The sequence below is a fragment of the Streptomyces sp. NPDC050997 genome (assembly GCF_040660135.1).
In the GTDB taxonomy this organism is placed as follows: Bacteria; Actinomycetota; Actinomycetes; order Streptomycetales; family Streptomycetaceae; genus Streptomyces.
Genome location: NZ_JBFAGK010000017.1, coordinates 44,138 through 63,051, shown reverse-complemented (window position 1 = coordinate 63,051; position 18,914 = coordinate 44,138). Strand labels below are relative to the sequence as shown.

Sequence of the window (18,914 nt, the reverse complement as noted above, 5' to 3'; positions counted from 1 at the left end):
TAAGTTCCGGACATGATCAAGGCCGGAACCACCGTGCGGACAGTGGACCCTCCCCTGCCCGCCGTACGCCTCCCCCGGCGCCGTGGCATCGAACTGGCCCTCATCGTCCTCGCCGTAACGCTGTCGGTGTACGGCTACTGCGCGGTCGGCGTCGCCAGGAACGGCGCCGTCCCGCCCGGCGCCGCAGGCTACGGCGCCGGGCTCGGCGTACTGGCGCTGCTCGCGCACTGCGCGGTACGGCTGCGCGCTCCCTGTGCCGACCCGCTGCTGCTGCCGATCGGCGTGCTGCTCAACGGCCTCGGCCTGGTCCTGATCTACCGGCTCGACCTGGAGACACCCGGCGACCGGGCGGCGCCCACCCAACTGGTGTGGTCCACCCTCGGTGTGGCCCTGTTCATCGTGGTCGTACTCCTGCTGCGCGACCACCGCGTCCTCCAGCGCTACGCGTATGTCTGCGTGGCCGCCGCCCTCGCCCTGCTCACCCTGCCGATCCTCTTCCCAGCCGTGAACGGCGCCCGCATCTGGATCCGGATCGCCGGATTCTCCATCCAGCCGGGCGAGTTCGCGAAGGTACTGCTCGCGGTGTTCTTCGCCGCGTATCTGGCGGCCAACCGCAACGCGCTGGCGTACGCCGGCCGCCAGGTCTGGCGGTGCAGAAGGATCCAGCTGCCGACCGGCCGCGTCCTCGGCCCGATCGTCGCCGTCTGGCTGGTGAGTGTCGGCGTGCTCGTCCTGGAACGCGACCTCGGGACCTCGCTGTTGTTCTTCGGCCTGTTCGTCGTCCTGTTGTACGTCGCCACCGGCCGCACCGGCTGGATCGCCGTCGGCCTGCTGCTGGCCTCGCTCGGCGCGGTCGCCGTCGGCTGGCTGGAACCGCATGTGCACAGCAGGGTCGAGGACTGGCTGCACCCGTTCGCCTCGATCGAGGCGGGCCAGGGGCCGAACCAGCTCGCGCAGTCCCTGTTCGCGTTCGAGGCGGGCGATGTCCTCGGCACCGGCCTCGGACTCGGCCACTCCGTCCTCATCGGCTTCGCCGTGAAGTCGGACTTCATCCTGGCCACGGCGGGCGAGGAGCTGGGCCTGGCGGGCCTGTCCGCGATCTTCCTGCTGTACGGCCTGCTGGTGGAGCGCGGTTACCGGGCGGGCCTGTGCCTGCGCGACCCGTTCGGCCGGCTGCTCGCCGTCGGGCTGGCGTCGATCGTCGCGCTCCAGGTGTTCGTGATCGCGGGCGGGGTGACCGGTCTGATCCCGCTGACCGGCATGGCGATGCCGTTCCTGGCCCAGGGCGGCTCCTCGGTGGTCACCAACTGGGCGATCGTGGCCCTGCTGATCCGGGTGAGCGACTCGGCCCGCGGCCGGTCCGAGAAGGAGAACAAGAACGAGCGTCCCGGGCAGGTGATCCCGTGATCCGGCACATCCGGCACGCCGCCGTCTTCTGCGCCCTGCTGCTGGTGGCGCTCCTGATCAACGCCGCCCGCGTGCAGGTCTTCCAGGCCCGCCCCTACGACGACAACGCGGCCAACCGCCGCCCGGACATCGCCCGTTACGGCCAGCCGCGCGGCGACATCCTGGTCGGCGGCAGGCCGGTCACCGGGTCCCGGGACACCGGAGAGCAGCTCCGTTACGAACGGACGTACGCCGACGGCCCGATGTTCGCGCCCGTGACCGGCTTCGCCTCGCAGGAGTACGGGACCAGCCTCCTGGAGCACACGGAGGACGGTGTCCTGTCCGGCGCGGACCCGATGCTGTCGACGTTCCCGCTGTGGAACGACTTCACGCGTGCCCAGAACCCGGGCGGCGACGTCGTGACGACCCTCGACCGGGCCGCACAGCGGGCGGCGTACCGGGGACTGGCCGGACGCAAGGGCGCGGTGGCGGCGATCGAGCCGGCGAGCGGGCGGGTTCTGGCGCTGGTGTCGAGCCCGTCGTACGACCCCGCGGCGCTGTCCGGGAACGACGCGGGGGTGGCCCGGTCCTGGGCCCGGCTCAACCGTGACGCGGACAAGCCGATGCTCAACCGGGCGGCGCGGCAGACGTATCCGCCGGGTTCGACCTTCAAGGTGGTCACCGCGGCCGCCGCACTGGACGCGGGTGTGATCAGGGACCTCGACGAGCCGACCCGCTCACCGGACCCCTACACCCTGCCCGGGACGACGACCCGGCTGACGAACGAGTCCGACGGCTGCGCCGACCTCTCGCTGCGGGAGGCCTTCAAGTGGTCGTGCAACACGGTGTTCGCGAAGCTCGGTGTGGACGTGGGCGTGCGGGACATGACGGCCACCGCGCAGGCCTTCGGCTTCAACGACAAGGGGCTGCGGATCCCGTTCTCGGTGGCGCAGAGCACCTTCGACACGACGCTGGACCGGGCGCAGTTGGCCCTGTCGTCGATCGGCCAGTACAACACGCGGGCCACGCCGTTGCAGATGGCGATGGTCGCCGGGGCCGTGGCCGACGGGGGGCAGGTGCGGGAGCCGTATCTGGTGGAGCGGACGGTCCGGGCCGGCGGGGCGACGGTGAGCACGGCCGGGTCCCGTCCCGTACGGCAGGCGATGCGCCCGTCGACGGCGGCCCGTCTGAAGGAGCTGATGACCCAGGTGGTGACGGAGGGCACCGGCACCAACGCCGCCATCCCCGGCGCCACCGTCGGCGGCAAGACCGGCACCGCCCAGCACGGCATCCTCAACTCCGGTACGCCGTATGCCTGGTTCGTGTCCTGGGCGCAGGGCGACACCGACATCCAGCCGAAGGTCGCGGTGGCGGTGGTGGTGGAGGACGGGTCGGTGACCCGGGGGGACATCACGGGCGGCGGGATGGCGGCGCCGATCGCGCGGGCGGTGATGGAGGCGGTGCTCACCGGACCGCGCAGCGAGTAGCCGCGGGGTCGACAAGTCGCGCGCAGGGGATTGACGAGCTTACTGACAGGCAGTCTCATAAGACGCGGACGATGTGACCACCGGTGACGAGGTGAATCAGCCATGACGCCCCTGACGGAAGCCGACGCGCTCGACGGCCTGCGTGACGCGCTCGGTCTGCTCAAGGACCGCGAGCAGGTGGCCGAGCGACTGCTCGCCTCTTCCGCCAAGCACTCCTTCGACCCGGACCAGGAGCTCGACTGGGACGCGCCCTTCGAGGAGGGCAGGTGGTTCTGGCCGCCGGAGCTGGTGTCGCTCTACGACACACCGCTGTGGCGGCGGATGAGCGAGGAGCAGCGGATCCTGCTCTCCCGGCACGAGGCCGCGGCGCTCGCCTCGCTCGGCATCTGGTTCGAGATCATCCTGATGCAACTGCTGGTACGGCACATCTACGACAAGGCGGCGACGAGTGCCCACGTGCGGTACGCGCTCACCGAGATCGAGGACGAGTGCCGGCACTCCAGGATGTTCGCCCGGCTGATCTCGCGGGGCGGCACGCCCTGGTACCCGGTGAGCAAGGCACACCAGCACCTGGGACGGCTGTTCAAGACCATCTCCACCACACCGGGTTCCTTCACCGCCACCCTGCTCGGCGAGGAGGTCCTCGACTGGATGCAGCGGCTGACCTTCGCCGACGAGCGGGTCCAGCCCCTGATCCGGGGTGTGACCCGCATCCACGTGGTGGAGGAGGCCCGCCATGTGCGGTACGCCCGCGAGGAGTTGCGCCGCCAGATGGTGACCGCGCCGAGGTGGTCGCAGGAGTTCACCCGTGTCACCTCCGGCGAGTTCGCACGGGTTTTCTCCGTGGCGTTCGTGAATCCCGAGGTCTACACGAATGTGGGACTGGACCGGCGGGAGGCCCTGGCGCAGGTGCGGGCGAGCGGCCACCGGCGGGAGATCATGCAGACGGGAGCCAAACGGCTCACCGACTTCCTGGACGACATCGGGGTGTTGCGGGGCGTGGGGCGGCGGCTGTGGCGGTCGTCCGGGCTGCTGGCCTAGGGGTGCCACCTTTTTGGTGAGGTATTGGCCTGTTCGTCCGAGTACCGACGTGCCGGTACCGGTTACGCTGCCCGTCATGACCCCCTCCGCCCCCACCCCCGCCTACCGCCGTCTGAGCGTCGAGGAGCGCCGCAGTCAACTCCTCGACGCCGCGCTGTCCCTCTTCGCCCACCGGGCACCCGAGGAGGTCTCGCTCGACGACGTGGCGGAGGCGGCCGGGGTCTCGCGGCCCCTGGTGTACCGGTACTTCCCGGGCGGCAAACAGCAACTCTACGAAGCCGCCCTCAGGTCCGCCGCCGAGGAACTCCGGCAGTGCTTCGACGAGCCTCGCGAGGGCCCCCTCCTCGACCGCCTCGCCCGCGCCCTGGACCGCTACCTCACCTTCGTCGACCAGCACGACGCCGGCTTCAGCGCCCTGCTCCAGGGCGGCAGCGTCGTCGAGACCTCCCGTACGACCGCCATCGTGGACGGCGTACGACGGGCCGCGGCCGTGCACATCCTCAGCCATCTGCGGGTCACGGAGCCCGGCTCCCGGCTGCGGATGACCGTCCGGATGTGGATCACGGCGGTGGAGGCGGCCTCGCTCATCTGGCTGGACGAGGACAAGCAGCCGCCCGCCGGTGAACTGCGGGACTGGCTGGTGGAACAGTTCGTGGCGGTGCTCTCGGTGACCGCGCGCCGGGATCCGCAGACCTCGGCACTGGTCGAGGCACTCCTGGCGGACGGCTGACACCCACGCGGGGCGGACGGCCGGCACCCACGCGGGGCGGATGGCCGACACTGGTGCCGTGAAGAGCGAAGACACCCCCTTCGAGGGCGGCCCCATGGACGGCCGGGTCCTGCCCGTCCTGCTGGGCCCCACCGGGCACCCGCCCAAGACGTACCGCATTCCCGTCCCGGACGCCGCCGGCGGCCCGCCCACCGTGCTCGTCTACCGCAGGGTCCCGCGCGGCCACAGCAAACGCCTGGGCCTCCACCAGGGCTGGAAGTACACGTACGACCCCGAGGGGAAGCAGGACACCAGGCTCAAGTGGCCCTGGTCCACACCGGACGCCACACCAGACGCCACGCCGGGCGGCAAGCGGGACGACACCGACGGGTGACCGCGTTGCGCCGAACCGCGCACATCCGGCAGGCGAACCTCCGGCACATGTCAATGCTCACGATGCGGAGATCCGCGGAAGGGCCGCGTACCCCGCACCGGAGGTGATGACGTGTCAGGAAGACTTCTGCGTCTCGTCGGTACGGCAGCGACGACGGCGATGGCGGCCGGAACCGTCCTCGCCCCGCTGCCCGCGGCGGCCGTACCCGACCCGCCCGAACCCGGCAACCGCTCCCTGTCCGAACTCCTGACGGACCTTCAGCGCCTGTACCGGGAGGCGGAGAAGGCCACCGAGACGTACAACACCACCGAGGAACAGCTGACGAGGCAGCGCGCCGAGACCGAACGGCTGGAGAACGCGCTCGCCCGGGCCCGGCTCTCCCTGCACGACAGCCGGGGCGCGGCGGGCCGGCTGGCCCGGCAGCAGTACCAGAACACCACCGACCTCTCCCCGTACGTCCGCCTCCTCCTCGCCCGCGACCCCGAGCACGCGCTCGAACAGGGCCATGTGATCGGCCAGTTGGCCCGGGAGCGGGCCGAGACGGTGGGCCGCCTGGTCGGCAACGAGAAGAAGGCCGACGACCTGGCCCGCGAGGCCCGCAAGGCCCTGGACACCCAACTCACCCTCGCCGCCCGGCAGCGCAAGGACCGCGACGACGTCACCACACGCCTCAGGAGGGTCGAGGGACTTCTGGCCTCCCTCACCCCGAAACAGCTCACCGCGCTAGCCGAGTTCGAGAAGAACGGTGTCGACAAGGCCCAGGAGAAGCTCATGACCTCCGGCGCCCTCAGGGACGACGACCACAAGCCGCCGTCGGGCAAGGGCGACCGGGCGGTGCGGTATGCCGTACGACAGGTCGGGAAGCCGTACGAGTGGGGCGCGGAGGGTCCGAAGTCGTACGACTGCTCGGGCCTGACGTCCGAGGCGTGGCGCAGCGCCGGGACCCCCATCCCCCGTACCAGCCAGGAGCAGTGGGCCCGGCTGCCGAGGATCCCGCTGACCCGGCTGCGCCCCGGCGACCTGGTGATCTACTTCCCCGAGGCCACCCATGTGGCGATGTACGTGGGCAAGGGCCAGGTGGTCCAGGCCCCCCGCCCGGGCACGAAAATCAAAGTCTCGCCCATCGCCTCGAACCCGATCCTGGGCGCCGTACGCCCGGACGGCCCGTCACGGCCCAGGAGCGACTCGGAGAAGCCCTCGGAGAAGCCCTCGCAGAGTTCCTCGGAGAAGTCCCCGAAGCCCTCGGACAAGTCCTAGGAACCGGTCACCGAGGCCAGATACGCCCCGGTCTTCTCCGGCTCGTAGAAGAAGTTCTCGAAGTCCGCCGGGTCGTTGAACCCGTTGGCGAACCGATCGGCGACCGGCGGCAGCTGGCCCGCCGCGCCGATCAGGTTCAGGATGTGCTCCGGCGGCGGAGCCAGCATCGCGTTGGTCCACTTGGTCACATGCTGGGCGGTGTCCCAGTACCGGTCGAAAGCACTCCGCATCCAGGTCTCGTCGAACTCCTTCTCCCCGTGTTCGAGGATGGCCGCGAGGTACGCGGCGGCGCACTTGGACGCCGAGTTGGAGCCCTGTCCGGTGATCGGGTCGTTGGCGACGACCACGTCGGCGACGCCGAGGACCAGGCCGCCGCCGGGGAGCCGGCCGACCGGGTTGCGGACGGTGGGGGCGTAGCGGCCGGCCAGCACACCACCGGCATCGGTCAGTTCGACCTTCGTGGCCCGCGCGTACTCCCAGGGGACGAACTTCTCCATGAGTTCCAGGGTCAGGGAGAGGTGCTTCGCCGGGTCCTTGACGCCGTTGAAGACGTCCAGCGGGCCGCCGGGTATGCCCTCCCAGAAGAGGATGTCCGCGCGGCCGGAGGTGGTGAACGTCGGCATGACGAACAGCTCGCCGACCCCGGGGACCAGGTTGCAGCGGACCGCGTCGAAGTCGGGGTGCTCGGGTCGCGGCCCCATCCCGTGGACGTACGCCACCGCCAGGGCCCGCTGCGGCTCGCTGTAGGGAGAGCGCTCCGGATCCCGGCCGAACATCTGCACGAGCTCGCCCTTGCCCGCCGACACCAGCACCAGGTCGTACGTACGGGCGAAGTAGTCGAGGTCACCGACCGCCGCGCCGTGGATGACCAACTGGCCGCCGCGCTGCGCGAACGTCTCCATCCAGCCGGCCATCTTCACCCGCTGGTCGACCGACTGCGCGTACCCGTCGAGCCTGCCCACCCAGTCGATCGCCCGATGTGTCGGGCCCGGGTCGTGCGAGCCGGGGGCCGCCACCGAGACGCCGAGTCCTTCGATCTTCGGGGCCTGGGACTCCCAGAAGTTCAGCTGGAGATCGCGCTCGTGGTCGAGTGCCGTGTGGAACATGCACTGCGTCGACATCACCCTGCCGGAGCGGATCTCGTCCGCGGTCCGGTTGGACATCAGGGTGACCTCGTACCCGTGCGACTGGAGGCCGAGGGCTAGCTGGAGGCCGGACTGGCCGGCTCCGACGACGAGTATCTTCCGCATGCGGGTGGTGCTCCTAACAGGGGACTGCTCAGGTCTACTCGGGGGTCTCGTCGAGCGCGTGGCCGACGAGGGACAGAAGGGTCTCGATCACTGAGATCCTGCGCCGAGCATCCATGATCATGACAGGTATATGCGGAGGAATCGTGAGCGCTTCGCGTACGTCGTCCGGCTCGAACCGCTCGCTGTGGTCGAAGTGGTTGACCGCAACGACGTACGGCACCCCGCAGCTCTCGAAGTAGTCCAGGGCCGGGAAGCAGTCCTTCAGACGGCGGGTGTCGGCCAGCACGACCGCGCCGATCGCGCCGCGCACCAGGTCGTCCCACATGAACCAGAACCGCTGCTGGCCCGGCGTGCCGAACAGGTAGAGCACCAGGTCGTCGTCGAGCGTGAGGCGGCCGAAGTCCATGGCCACGGTGGTGGTCAGCTTCTCGGGCGTGGCGGTGAGGTCGTCGTGCTCCTCGCTCGCCTGGGTCATCAACGCCTCGGTCTGCAGGGGCGTGATCTCCGAGACGGCGGTGACCAGTGTGGTCTTGCCGACGCCGAAGCCGCCCGCCACCACGATCTTCGTCGCGATGGGGGCCCGGGTGCGGTCCGTCTGCCAGGACCTCAGGTCCTCCTCGGCCTCGACGAACGGGGAGACGACGCTACGAGCGGCGTCAGAGGCGACGGAGTCCACTCAGCACCCTTTCCAGCAGCATTCGGTCCGGCCGGCCGGTGCCGTGACCGGTGCCTGTTCCGTACACACGGATTTTTCCCTGGTCCGCGAGGTCGCTCAGCAGCACCCGGACCACGCCGAGGGGCATCTTCAGCAGCGCGGCGATCTCGGCCACCGTGCGCATCCGGCGGCACAGTTCGACGATGGCCCGCATCTCCGGCATGACCCGGGTGTTGAGGGAGCCGTTCGTCAGTTCCTTGCGTTCCTCGGGCGCTTCGAGCGCCGCGACGAACGTCTCCACCAGAAGGACGTGCCCGAAGCGGGTCCGGCCGCCGGTGAGCGAGTACGGGCGAACCCGGGCGGGCTTGCGGTCCGCGCCGCGCACCGGAAGCCCCTTCGGCGTGCTGCCGCTCATCGGGCGCTCCCTGTCGGCGTCGAGTCGTTCTCCACGGATTGCCGTAGCTCGCTGCGGAGTTCGGGTGTCAGGACATGCCCGGCGCGGCCCACGAACAGTGCCATGTGGTACGCCACGACACTCATGTCGCACTCCGCGGAGCCGTGCACGCCGAGCAGCGAACCGTCGCTGATCGACATCACGAACAGACTGCCCTCGTCCATCGCGACCATGGTGTGCTTCACCGGGCCGGACGCCATCAGCTTGGCGGCACCGATGGTGAGGCTGCCGATGCCGGAGACGATGGTGGCGAGGTCGGCGGCGGAACCACGCGGCCCTGAGGGCTTGTCCGGACGGGGTTCTCGTACGGGGAGACCGGGGGTCCCCCCGCGCGGGCTCGTCCGGACAAGGGGGAGGACGGGGTCGGTGGACAGCAGGAGCAGACCGTCGGAGGAGACGACCGCCACCGACTGGATGCCCGGCACCTCCTCGACCAGATTGGTCAGCAGAAAGTGAAGATTGCGGGCCTCACGGCTCAGTCCGAAGGTACTGGGCGCGGTCAACTGCTTGCCTCCTCGACGGTGCCCCCCGTGGCTTCTTCGGATGGTGCGGTTCCTGCGGCTCCCCTGGCGGGTGCCTGGTGCTGCCCCGTCTCCTCGGCGATCTCCGCCTCCACATCGCGATAACCGGCCTCCGCCCCCCGACGGAAGCCGCCCAGACGCCGGCGGAGGGCCTCGGCGTCGACGGATCCGCTGCGTGGACGCGGGGTGGTCGCCGGGGCGGTGATCTTCGGAGTGCGCTTGGGGAGGCCCTTGTCGGTGATGAGGTCCTCCGGGACGTCCGGAGCGTCCTGGGCGCGGTCGTGGCTCGGTTCCGCCTCGGCTTCGCCTTCGACGGACTCGTTCCCGACCGCACGGTTCGCGCGGATGTCCTCGCCTGCCGCGAGTGGTCCCTGTGGGGCGTCCTCGGCGTCGGCGAACGCTGGTTCGGCGAATGCTGGTTGGGCGAATGCTGGTTGCGGGGTCTCGGGTTCGGTGGTCGCGGGTTCAGGGCTCTCCGGTTCCGCCGACGCCGGTACCGGAACCAGAAGCTCCATGGTGGTCTCGGCCGGGGTCTCGGGGACTACCGGGTGTTCGTCCGTGCCCGTCTCCGAGTGTCGTACGGCGTCCTCCGCGAGTGCGACCAGCGGATCCTCGGCCTTCGAACGGCCGCTGATGACGTTGGAGTTGGCCTCGGCGTTCGCGCCGGGCAGGGAGAAGTTGTGCGTGCCGCCGGCGACCGGCGCCGACGACCCCGACGGGACGGCGGCGGACGGAGCGGCGGCCAGCAGGCCCTTCGGCAGTACGACGACCGCGGCGACCCCGCCCTGCTTCTGCTCGCGCAACTGCACCCGCACACCGTGCCGGTGAGCGAGCCTGGCCACCACGTACAGCCCGAGCCCGAGCCCCTCCTCGCCGTCCTGCGCGGACCGGTCGGCGGAACCGTAGGAGTCGTACGAGGTCTCGGGGGTGAAGTCGGCGAGGCGGGCGTTGAGCCTGTCCAGGCGGTCGGCGGTCATGCCGATGCCCTCGTCCTGGACGGAGAGCATGACCTCGCCGCTCTCCAGGAGCCAGCCGGAGACCTCGACGGGCACATCGGGCGGGGAGAACGAGGTGGCGTTCTCCATGAGTTCGGCCAGCAGGTGCGAGAGGTCGTCCGCGGCGAAGCCGGCCAGGTGCGCGTGCGGCGGGAGCGCGGCGATGCGGACCCGCTCGTACCGCTCGATCTCGCTGACCGCCGCGCGTACGACGTCGATGAGCGGGACCGGGCCCGCGCTCTGGTGGACGTGTTCGGTGCCGGCGAGGACGAGGAGGTTCTCGCTGTGCCGGCGCATGACGGTGGCGAAGTGGTCGAGCTTGAAGAGTGTGGAGAGCCGCTCCGGGTCCTGCTCGCGTTCCTCCAGGCCCTCGATGACGGCGAGTTGCCGCTCGACCAGGCCCAGGGTGCGCAGCGCGAGGTTCACGAAGGTGGCGGAGATGTTGTTGCGGGTCCGCTCCAACTGGGCGGCGGAATCGGCCAGTTCCGCCTTGAGCTGCTCGCGGGCGTCGGCCATCTTCTGCCGCTGGCCGACCAGGTGCTTGCGGTCGGCCTCCAGGGTGGTGACGCGCTCGGCGAAGGCGGCGGCCTGGGCGTGCAGGGCGTTGACGGAGCGTACGACCTGGGCGAACTCGTCGTTGCGGCCGGTGAAGGCGACCGGTTCCTCGGCGCCGGCGTTCTCCGCCTGGGCGAGTCGGGCGGAGCCGCGGCGCAGCACGGAGAGCGGCTGGGTGAGGGTGCGGGCCATGGCGGTGGCGATGCCGACGGCCAGCAGTATCAGGGCGCCGAGAACGGCGATACGGATCTCCAGCGCGGTGACGTCGTCGTCGCGCAGCTGGGCGAGTTCCTTGACCTGGCGGTCGTAGAGGGCGGCCTCCGCGCCGCGCATCGCGTCGATCCGGGCGGAGAGGGCGGCGTCGACCTTGCTGGTGCTGGTGTCGAGTTCGCTGTCGGCGAGGACCGACTGGTCGGTGAGGGAGGCGAGGTACTTCTCGGCGGAGTTGACCTCGGGTCCGGTGACCGTGGAGTCGTAGCGCGCCTTGGCCGCCGAGGGGGCGGAGTCCTGGAAGTCGGCGAGGCCGGCGTCGGAGCGCAGACGGGCCTGCTGGGCGGCGGCGCTGAGGGCGCCACGCAGCTTGGTGTCCGCGGCCGAGGAGGTGGACCCCGTGGTCGGCAGGCCGGTGGCGGGGTCGATGACGGTCTGTGTGGTCGTCGGCACGCTCAGCGCGGCGAGCAGCAGCCCTCGGGCCGAGGCGGCCTGCTGGACGGCCAGGTCCAGCTCGGCGAGGGCGTACGCGCCGGAGCCCGCGCCGGACGGCATCTGGTCGGCCAGCTGCTCGGCGATCCGGTGCAGGTCGGTGATGGCGGCGGAGTAGGCCTGGTGCGCCTCGAGCGCGCCGCTCTTGCCGGTGAGCGCCGCCCTGCGTACGGCGGCGATGGTGTCGAGGTCCTCGCGGACGGCGGCGGGTGTGTCCGTGTCGGTGCGCAGCTCCTCGACCTGCCGGTCGACACGGGCGCTCTGCTGCTCGCTGGGCGCCTTGGACTTGGGCCGGCCGGCCGCGATGTAGGGGGTGACCTCGTCGCGTTCGTCGGCGAGCGAGTGGGCGAGCGTCAGCGCGTCCTGGGTCTGCTCGGCGAGGGTCACCAGGTCCTGGGAGTCGCTGAGTTGCCCTGAGGCGGTGACCAGGGAGGGCACGCCGGCTCCGGCGATGGCGGCGGCCACGACGGTGACGGCGAGAATGAGCCGCGTGCGCACATGAGTGGGGCGGCCCTTGCCGACAGGGGCGGCCGGGGTGCCGACGGCAGCGGCGGAGGGGCTGTCGGGCATGCCGGGGTGGGGGGTTCCAGACGTCCCGGAGTAAGGGGTTCCAGACGCGCCGGGTGTCTGGTCCACGCCATTGCCGGAGGCCGCCTGCTTGCCTGTACGACGAGGCCGCGTCTTCTGCACCGGTGCTCGCATTCCTGACTCGTGAATACCCATGGCCCGGGTGATGGCCCATCAGCCCACCTATGGGGGCCAACTGGTGCATACACCCGGCGCGGTTCCCGACCCTCCCAGTGCCGGTGGGCGGTGGTCGCGCATCATCTGACCCGCCACCCGAAGGAGTGAACATCGGACCGGAGTTGGCGGGCAAGTTTCTCTGGCCCGTGCAGCGACCTTGTGTGGCGGGCCGGTTGGACGTCCACGGCGGGCGGTGGCAATATTCGCCAGCACGCCTTCCCGGAGGAAGTCATTCCACCCCAAACCAGACGCCTGACCTGCATGGCTGCGTAAAATCGGGAAGCAATGCCAGCCTTTTGCACAGCTTGTGGAGGGGTCGTGCAGACTGGCCGAATGCGTACGGAACTTGTTTCGGAGCCCGGCGACCGGGCCCGCGCCAACGAGGACTTCGCGAGTGTCGCGCTACCAGCTTCCGGACTGGGCGGTGCGCTCGTGGTCCTGGACGGGGTGACACCACCGAAGGGCGCGACGGGCTGTCTGCATTCCGTCCCCTGGTTCACCGCGCGACTGGGCGGCGCCCTGACCGAACTGACCGTTTCCTGCCGGGATCTGCCCCTGCCGGAGATTCTCTCCCGGGCGATTCTTCGAACAAGCGGGGCCCATCAATCCTCTTGTGACCTTTCTCACCCACGCACCCCACAGGCCACGGTGGTTCTGGCCCGCTGGTCGGCGGAGACGGTCGAGTACCTGATCCTCTCGGACTCGGTGCTCCTGCTGGAGTCCCCCGACGGCACGGTGACCCCCCACCTGGACGACCGTCTGACACTCCTCCCCCGCTCCGCCCGCGCCACGGACGCCCTGATCGACGCCACGATCCGGAACAAGGAGGGCGGCTTCTTCACGGCGGCGGCGGATCCGACGGTGGCGGCACGCGCGGTGACAGGGGCGGTGCCGCGCGCGGATGTCCGTGGCCTGGCCGCCCTGACGGACGGCGCGACCCGCTGGGTGGAGAAGTTCCACGAGGGCGACTGGACCGACTGTCTCAGCTACGTCCGCAAGGAGGGGGCGCAGGCGTTGGTGGACCGCGTACGGGCGTTGGAGCGGGCCGACGCGCGGGAGCGGACACACCTGGGCCGCAGCAAGACCCACGACGACGCGACGGTGGTGTACGCGGAGCTCTGAGGAACCGGCCCACCGGACACGGCGGCCGGTGCGGGTGCGGGTGCCGGTGCGGGTGCCGGTGCGGGTGCCGGTGGACCCGCGGATCTACTTCTCCATCCCCCGGTTCAACTGGTTGAGCAGACGCGCCAGTTCCGCGACCTCGCGCGAGTCCCAGTCCTCCAGGCGACCGGCGTACCGGGCCCTACGCGCCGCACGCACCCTGGTCACCCGGTCGTGGCCCTCCTGGGTGAGGGCGACCAGCCAGGCACGTCCGTCGGCCGGGTCCGGTTCCCGTGCCACCAGGCCTAGTTCCTCCAGCGCGCGCAGCTGACGGGACATCGTGGCCTTGCCGACACCGATGTACGCGGCGAGTTCGGTGGCCCGCTGACTCCCGCACTCGTCCAGGCGTACGAGGAGGCCGTACGCCGCGGACTCCAGGTCCGGGTGGACCTCGCGGGCCATCTCGCCCTGGTTGGCACGGGCACGCCGCAGCAGGACGGTCAGTTCGCGTTCCAGCGCGAGGAACGCGGGCTGGTCCACACCACTCGCGGCCACGTCGGATTCGACTCCGCGTCCGTCGCCGTTTCCGTCTTCGTGCACGTCAGCCCCTGCCTCGGTTTCCCGATCCTGAAAGTTTCCGCCAAGCGCCGTCGTCCGCGCAGCTCCGCCAGTATTTCGCAGGGCTGGACCAACGGCTGCGATCGACCCCTCTTCCACTCGGTGTTCTCCGTGCGTAGCTTCTTTGTCGGGCGAGGGCTGGCATGCCCACGCCAGAGAGTCGATGTCCCCCGACGTCCGCCCCCCGAGCATCACCGAGCCCTCGGAGGCACGCCATGCCCGTGTACAGACCCGGATCGGTCCGCCCCCGGCGCCTCTCGCTCGCCGGGCTCCTGCTCGCCGCGCTCACCCTCACCTTCGTCGCCCCGGCCTCCGCGGCCCCGGTCCGCGGCTCCGCCCACATGGGCATGGGGGTCGTGGCCCATGACGGCCGCGGCGGCACGCCCGCCGGCACTCGCGCCACCCAGACCGAGGGCGTGGACGTCTCCAGCCACCAGGGCGACGTCGACTGGCCGGCCCTGTGGAGCGGCGGAGTCCGCTGGGCCTATGCCAAGGCGACGGAAGGCACGTACTACACGAACCCGTACTTCGCCCACCAGTACAACGGCTCGTACACCGTGGGCATGATCCGCGGCGCCTACCATTTCGCGACCCCGGACACCACCGACGGCACCACCCAGGCGGACTACTTCGTCGACCACGGCGGCGGCTGGTCCAAGGACGGCAGGACGCTGCCCGGCGCACTCGACATCGAGTGGAACCCGTACGGCGACTCCTGCTACGGCAAGACCCCGAGCGCGATGGTCACCTGGATCCGCGACTTCCTCGACCGGTACAGGGCGCGTACCGGCCGGGACGCCGTGCTCTACACGGCCACCAGCTGGTGGACCGCGTGCACCGGCGGCTACGACGGGTTCGCGGCCACCACCCCGCTCTGGATCGCCCGCTACGCCTCGGCGGTGGGCACACTGCCGGCCGGCTGGAGCACGTACACGATGTGGCAGTACACCTCCACCGGGCCGACGGTCGGCGACCACGACAGGTTCAACGGAGCACTCGACCGGGTGGTCGCCCTCGCCAACGGCTGAGGTTGCGCGGCGCACCCGAGGCGAAGGCCCGGGCCTCCCTCACGGGACCCGGGCCTCCCCTTATCCGATCACGTCCGTCACGCCGCGACCGGAACCTCCGACGCGGCCCCGTTCGTCGCGGGTGCCAGCGCCAGCTCCAGGACCTGGCGGACGTCCGTGACGGCGTGGACGTCGAGCTTGTCCAGCACCTCCGCCGGGACGTCGTCCAGGTCGGCCTCGTTGCGCTTCGGGATGACGACCGTGGTGACACCCGCCCGGTGTGCGGCGAGCAGCTTCTGCTTCACCCCGCCGATGGGCAGGACACGGCCGGTCAGCGAGACCTCACCGGTCATCGCCACGTCCGTACGGACCAGGCGGCCGCTCAGCAGCGACGCCAGCGCCGTCGTCATCGTGACACCGGCGCTCGGGCCGTCCTTCGGCACCGCGCCCGCCGGGAAGTGGATGTGCACGCCCCGGTCCTTCAAGTCCGCGACCGGCAGCTCCAGTTCGGCTCCGTGCGAGCGCAGGAAGCTCAGCGCGATCTGCGCCGACTCCTTCATGACGTCGCCCAGCTGGCCCGTCAGCGTCAGGCCCGCCGCGCCGGTCTCCGGGTCGGCCAGCGACGCCTCGACGAACAGCACGTCACCGCCCGCGCCGGTGACCGCGAGCCCCGTCGCCACACCGGGCACGGAGGTCCGCCGCTCCGCCGGGTCCTGGGCGGCCTCGGGCACATGGTGCGGCCGGCCGATCAGCGCGCGCAGGTCCTCGTCCGTGACGGTGAACGGCAGCTCCCGCTCGCCCAGTTCGTGCTGGGCCGCGACCTTGCGCAGCATCCGGGCGACGGAGCGCTCCAGGGTTCGCACCCCGGCCTCGCGGGTGTACTCGCCGGCGAGCTTGCGCAGCGCGCTCTCCTCGAGGGTGACCTCGTCCTTGTTGAGGCCGGCCCGCTCCAACTGACGGGGCAGCAGGTGGTCACGCGCGATGACGATCTTCTCGTCCTCGGTGTAGCCGTCGAGCCGGACCAGCTCCATACGGTCGAGCAGCGCCTCCGGGATGGCTTCCAGCACATTGGCCGTGGCCAGGAAGACGACGTCCGACAGGTCGAGTTCGACCTCCAGGTAGTGGTCCCGGAAGGTGTGGTTCTGCGCCGGGTCGAGAACCTCCAGCAGAGCCGCGGCCGGGTCGCCCCGGAAGTCGGACCCCACCTTGTCGATCTCGTCCAGCAGGACCACCGGGTTCATCGACCCGGCCTCCTTGATCGCGCGGACGATCCGGCCGGGCAGCGCACCGACGTACGTACGCCGGTGGCCCCGGATCTCCGCCTCGTCCCGCACACCGCCGAGCGCGACCCGCACGAACTTCCGCCCCATGGCGTGCGCGACGGACTCGCCCAGCGAGGTCTTGCCGACACCGGGCGGGCCGACGAGCGCGAGCACGGCGCCGCCGCGCCGCCCGCCGATGACGCCCAGACCCCGGTCGCTGCGGCGCTTGCGCACCGCCAGGTACTCGGTGATCCGTTCCTTCACGTCCGCCAGACCGGAGTGCTCGGCGTCCAGCACCGCCTTGGCGCCCTGGATGTCGTACACGTCCTCGGTCCGTTCGTTCCACGGCAGTTCGAGGACGGTGTCGAGCCAGGTCCGGATCCATGAGCCCTCGGGCGACTGGTCGCTCGACCGCTCCAGCTTGTCGACCTCCTTGAGGGCGGCCTCTCGGACCTTCTCGGGCAGGTCGGCGGCCTCGACCCGGGTCCGGTAGTCGTCGGACTCCTCGCCCTCCGCCTCGCCGTTGAGCTCGCGCAGTTCCTTGCGTACGGCTTCCAGCTGGCGGCGGAGCAGGAAATCCCGCTGCTGCTTGTCGACGCCCTCCTGAACGTCCTTGGCGATGGTCTCGGCGACGTCCTGCTCGGCGAGGTGGTCGCGCAGGTGCCGTACCGCCAGCTTCAGACGGTCCACCGGGTCGGCGGTCTCCAGAAGCTCCACCTTGTGCTCGGCGGTCAGGAAGGGCGAGTAGCCGGAGTTGTCGGCCAGGGTGGACACGTCGTCGATGGCCTGCACCCGGTCCACGACCTGCCAGGCACCACGCTTGCGCAGCCACGCCGTGGCCAGCGCCTTGTACTCCTTGATCAGTTCGGTGACATGACCGGGCAGCGGCTCGGGCACGTCCTCGTCGACGCGGACGCCCTCGACCCAGAGGGCGGCACCCGGGCCCGTGGTCCCCGCGCCGATCCTCACCCGGCTCCGGCCGCGGATCAGCGCGCCCGGATCACCGTCGGCGAGCCGGCCGACCTGCTCGATCGTGCCGAGCACACCGGTATTCGCGTATGTCCCGTCGATGCGTGGCACCAGCAGAACCCTGGGCTTCCCGGGCTCTGAGCGGGCGGCGGCCTGGGCGGCCTCCACCGCGGCGCGTACATCGGCGTCGTTCAGGTCCAGCGGAACCACCATGCCGGGCAGCACGACCTCGCCGTCGAGCGGCAGCACGGGCAGGGTGAGCGGAGCGGACGTCGAAGCCATGATCTCCCCTTCGGCAGTCAAGTTGAGCTATGCCGACTCAATGCATGTGAGCGCCGGAATGTTCCCAGCGGGGCGTTCGCTGTGAGCGATCACGTTCGGGGAGGCGGAACAACGCGGAACGGCCGTCTCTGGACCCAACATCCGGACGGTTCGAAAGATGCCCGAGGGCTCCGGGGAGTTACGAGGCGGTCGTGGCGGCCGGGTGGGCCCGGCGGCGGCGCCGCGTCACCGGCCAGGTGGCCACACCGATCGCCAGCGAGATCAGGTGCCCCCAGTTCGTCATGGGGTCCGTGAACGCGATCAGGTCCAGCACCACCATGCCGCCGAAGGCGGCCAGCAGGGGCCAGCGCAGCCACGGCGTGAGCAGCCCGGTCAGGGCGCCCACGCAGGTGGCGACGCCGAAGCTGACGCCGTAGTCGAGGCGGTGCAACGAGCTGTCGGGCAGGTGCCCGGCCAGGACCGCGAGCCCCACGGCCCCCTCGGTCGCCAGCGTGGCGAGGACATGCCCGAGCAGAAAGACACCGGCGGTGCGCGCGCCGCCCAGCCGGCGCTCCAGGGCCGTGAGCACGAGCAGGAGACCGACCGTGTACGGCGACAGGAGCCCGCCCGCTATCCACAGCGCGCTGGCCAGCAGCACCGCCACGGGCCACTGCACGAGGTGGGCCACATCGGTGCTGGATGCCTGGTGCAGGGTGTGCACGACCGAGGGGGCGGCGTACTCCGTGGCCAGCGAGGTGACGGCGAGCACGGCGGCGTACCCGAAGGTGAACGGCGTCCCGGTGGGCGTGGGCAGCAGCCGCCAAGGGCGCGGGCGCCGGGGTGCCGCGGGGGCGGCGGGGACGGACCGTGCGGCAGGGGCGGTAGGAGGGGTCGGCGCGGTGATCGTGGCTCCGGCGCCCGCGCTCCGCTGTCGCGGCATCGCCTCCAGCAGCCCCGGGACAGCGGACAGGCCGGCGCCGAAGGTCGCCTCGGAGGGTGCCTCGTGCGCCGCCTCGCACGGCGAAGGGGCTACATCCGCCGTCGTGTCGGCGGCCGTCCCGGTCCGGTCCACGGTGAGGCGCTCCTTCCGTTCCACCCCACCCTTCGTCGTCCCGCACGGCACTGTCTATGACTGGCGCCACGAAAGCCGTCATTCACAGCGACTTCCCAGGAAGCCCGCCCGCGCCCTCGCAGATCCGCGCGGGGACACTCTGAAAACCGATCTGGTCGCATTCGTCAATGAGAGATGCGACACGTTCGACGCGCTGTGCCTCGGCATCGACAACCGGCCCGCCCGGACGGTCACCGAGGGCGACCACGGCCGCTGCTCCGCAGCCCGACTCACCAGCCACGCAAGGGTGTTGGGACCGGGAGGGGTGCCGGCGGTACGGTCCGTCCAGCCCTCTCCGGAATTCGAGGGAACCTTGCGGAATGCCGGGTTCCAACAGGTGCGTACCGAAGAGATCCCCGTTGCCCGGGGCGTTCCGGAGCTCGCGCACCTCACCGTACGACCTGGATAGCAAAGGCGCGGTGACTCCCCGTACTC

At 70.9% G+C, this 18,914-nt stretch carries 16 protein-coding genes and 1 pseudogene; 9 read left to right on the top strand and 8 right to left on the bottom strand.

All coding sequences use genetic code 11. The annotated features are described in order from the left end of the window. The first annotated feature begins 12 nt into the window (after nucleotides 1–12). The 6 genes from AB0H86_RS31395 to AB0H86_RS31370 all read left to right on the top strand — a co-directional run bounded on the left by AB0H86_RS31395 (nucleotide 13) and on the right by AB0H86_RS31370 (nucleotide 6,274). Nucleotides 13–1,407, top strand: coding sequence for an FtsW/RodA/SpoVE family cell cycle protein (locus tag AB0H86_RS31395; protein WP_362446297.1), 1,395 nt, complete (start codon nucleotides 13–15; stop codon nucleotides 1,405–1,407). Then, a complete protein-coding gene (locus AB0H86_RS31390; protein WP_362446294.1) occupies nucleotides 1,404–2,873 on the top strand; it encodes a penicillin-binding protein 2 in 1,470 nt (489 codons plus the stop codon). Before AB0H86_RS31395 ends, AB0H86_RS31390 begins: the two co-directional genes overlap by 4 nt. Before the next feature lie 102 nt (nucleotides 2,874–2,975). Beyond that, a complete protein-coding gene (locus AB0H86_RS31385) occupies nucleotides 2,976–3,914 on the top strand; it encodes a diiron oxygenase (protein ID WP_362446291.1) in 939 nt (312 codons plus the stop codon). A gap of 76 nt (nucleotides 3,915–3,990) precedes the next feature. Further along, nucleotides 3,991–4,644, top strand: a complete 654-nt coding sequence (locus AB0H86_RS31380) for a helix-turn-helix domain-containing protein (protein ID WP_362446288.1) — start codon at nucleotides 3,991–3,993, stop codon at nucleotides 4,642–4,644. Nucleotides 4,645–4,684: 40 nt separating this feature from the next. Next, complete coding sequence (locus AB0H86_RS31375) at nucleotides 4,685–5,017, top strand: hypothetical protein (RefSeq protein WP_362446285.1); 333 nt, start codon at nucleotides 4,685–4,687, stop codon at nucleotides 5,015–5,017. A gap of 159 nt (nucleotides 5,018–5,176) precedes the next feature. After that, nucleotides 5,177–6,274 (top strand): NlpC/P60 family protein, encoded by a 1,098-nt coding sequence (locus tag AB0H86_RS31370; RefSeq protein ID WP_362446658.1) that lies wholly within the window; start codon nucleotides 5,177–5,179, stop codon nucleotides 6,272–6,274. Here the strand turns inward: AB0H86_RS31370 and AB0H86_RS31365 are convergent. The 5 genes from AB0H86_RS31365 to AB0H86_RS31345 are packed head-to-tail and all read right to left on the bottom strand — an operon-like array spanning nucleotide 6,271 to nucleotide 11,976. Continuing rightward, nucleotides 6,271–7,524 carry a styrene monooxygenase/indole monooxygenase family protein gene (locus tag AB0H86_RS31365; RefSeq protein ID WP_362446282.1) on the bottom strand — a complete coding sequence of 418 codons (1,254 nt, stop codon included), beginning with the start codon at nucleotides 7,522–7,524 and terminating at the stop codon, nucleotides 6,271–6,273. The two genes, AB0H86_RS31370 and AB0H86_RS31365, sit on opposite strands and share 4 nt — an antisense overlap. Nucleotides 7,525–7,558: 34 nt before the next feature. Continuing rightward, complete coding sequence (locus AB0H86_RS31360) at nucleotides 7,559–8,200, bottom strand: ATP/GTP-binding protein (protein ID WP_362446279.1); 642 nt, start codon at nucleotides 8,198–8,200, stop codon at nucleotides 7,559–7,561. Beyond that, nucleotides 8,181–8,594, bottom strand: a complete 414-nt coding sequence (locus tag AB0H86_RS31355; protein ID WP_362446276.1) for a DUF742 domain-containing protein — start codon at nucleotides 8,592–8,594, stop codon at nucleotides 8,181–8,183. Before AB0H86_RS31355 ends, AB0H86_RS31360 begins: the two co-directional genes overlap by 20 nt. Beyond that, nucleotides 8,591–9,136 carry a roadblock/LC7 domain-containing protein gene (locus AB0H86_RS31350; RefSeq protein ID WP_362446273.1) on the bottom strand — a complete coding sequence of 182 codons (546 nt, stop codon included), beginning with the start codon at nucleotides 9,134–9,136 and terminating at the stop codon, nucleotides 8,591–8,593. Before AB0H86_RS31350 ends, AB0H86_RS31355 begins: the two co-directional genes overlap by 4 nt. Beyond that, complete coding sequence (locus tag AB0H86_RS31345) at nucleotides 9,133–11,976, bottom strand: nitrate- and nitrite sensing domain-containing protein (RefSeq protein WP_362446270.1); 2,844 nt, start codon at nucleotides 11,974–11,976, stop codon at nucleotides 9,133–9,135. The genes AB0H86_RS31350 and AB0H86_RS31345 overlap by 4 nt, the downstream gene beginning before the upstream one ends. A gap of 507 nt (nucleotides 11,977–12,483) precedes the next feature. Between AB0H86_RS31345 and AB0H86_RS31340 the strand changes: the two genes are divergently transcribed. After that, the gene (locus AB0H86_RS31340) at nucleotides 12,484–13,272 is read left to right on the top strand and encodes a hypothetical protein (protein WP_362446267.1); all 789 of its coding nucleotides are present in this window, start codon (nucleotides 12,484–12,486) and stop codon (nucleotides 13,270–13,272) included. Between the two features lie 84 nt (nucleotides 13,273–13,356). Here AB0H86_RS31340 and AB0H86_RS31335 read toward each other — a convergent pair whose 3' ends face one another. Continuing rightward, nucleotides 13,357–13,851, bottom strand: a complete 495-nt coding sequence (locus tag AB0H86_RS31335) for a MarR family transcriptional regulator (protein ID WP_362446264.1) — start codon at nucleotides 13,849–13,851, stop codon at nucleotides 13,357–13,359. 233 nt (nucleotides 13,852–14,084) lie between these two features. Between AB0H86_RS31335 and AB0H86_RS31330 the strand changes: the two genes are divergently transcribed. Further along, nucleotides 14,085–14,897, top strand: coding sequence for a lysozyme (locus AB0H86_RS31330; protein WP_362446261.1), 813 nt, complete (start codon nucleotides 14,085–14,087; stop codon nucleotides 14,895–14,897). Nucleotides 14,898–14,974: 77 nt separating this feature from the next. Here the strand turns inward: AB0H86_RS31330 and lon are convergent, their stop codons facing one another. Beyond that, entirely contained in the window at nucleotides 14,975–17,389 is a 2,415-nt protein-coding gene (gene lon / locus AB0H86_RS31325; protein ID WP_362446258.1) for an endopeptidase La, read from the bottom strand. Between the two features lie 178 nt (nucleotides 17,390–17,567). After that, entirely contained in the window at nucleotides 17,568–18,440 is an 873-nt protein-coding gene (locus AB0H86_RS31320) for a rhomboid-like protein (RefSeq protein WP_362446254.1), read from the bottom strand. 106 nt (nucleotides 18,441–18,546) lie between these two features. On the opposite strand from AB0H86_RS31320, the pseudogene AB0H86_RS31315 reads away from it, so the two are divergent. After that, a pseudogene (locus AB0H86_RS31315) lies at nucleotides 18,547–18,888 on the top strand (spermidine synthase); the annotation flags it as partial. Between the last annotated feature and the right edge of the window lie 26 nt (nucleotides 18,889–18,914).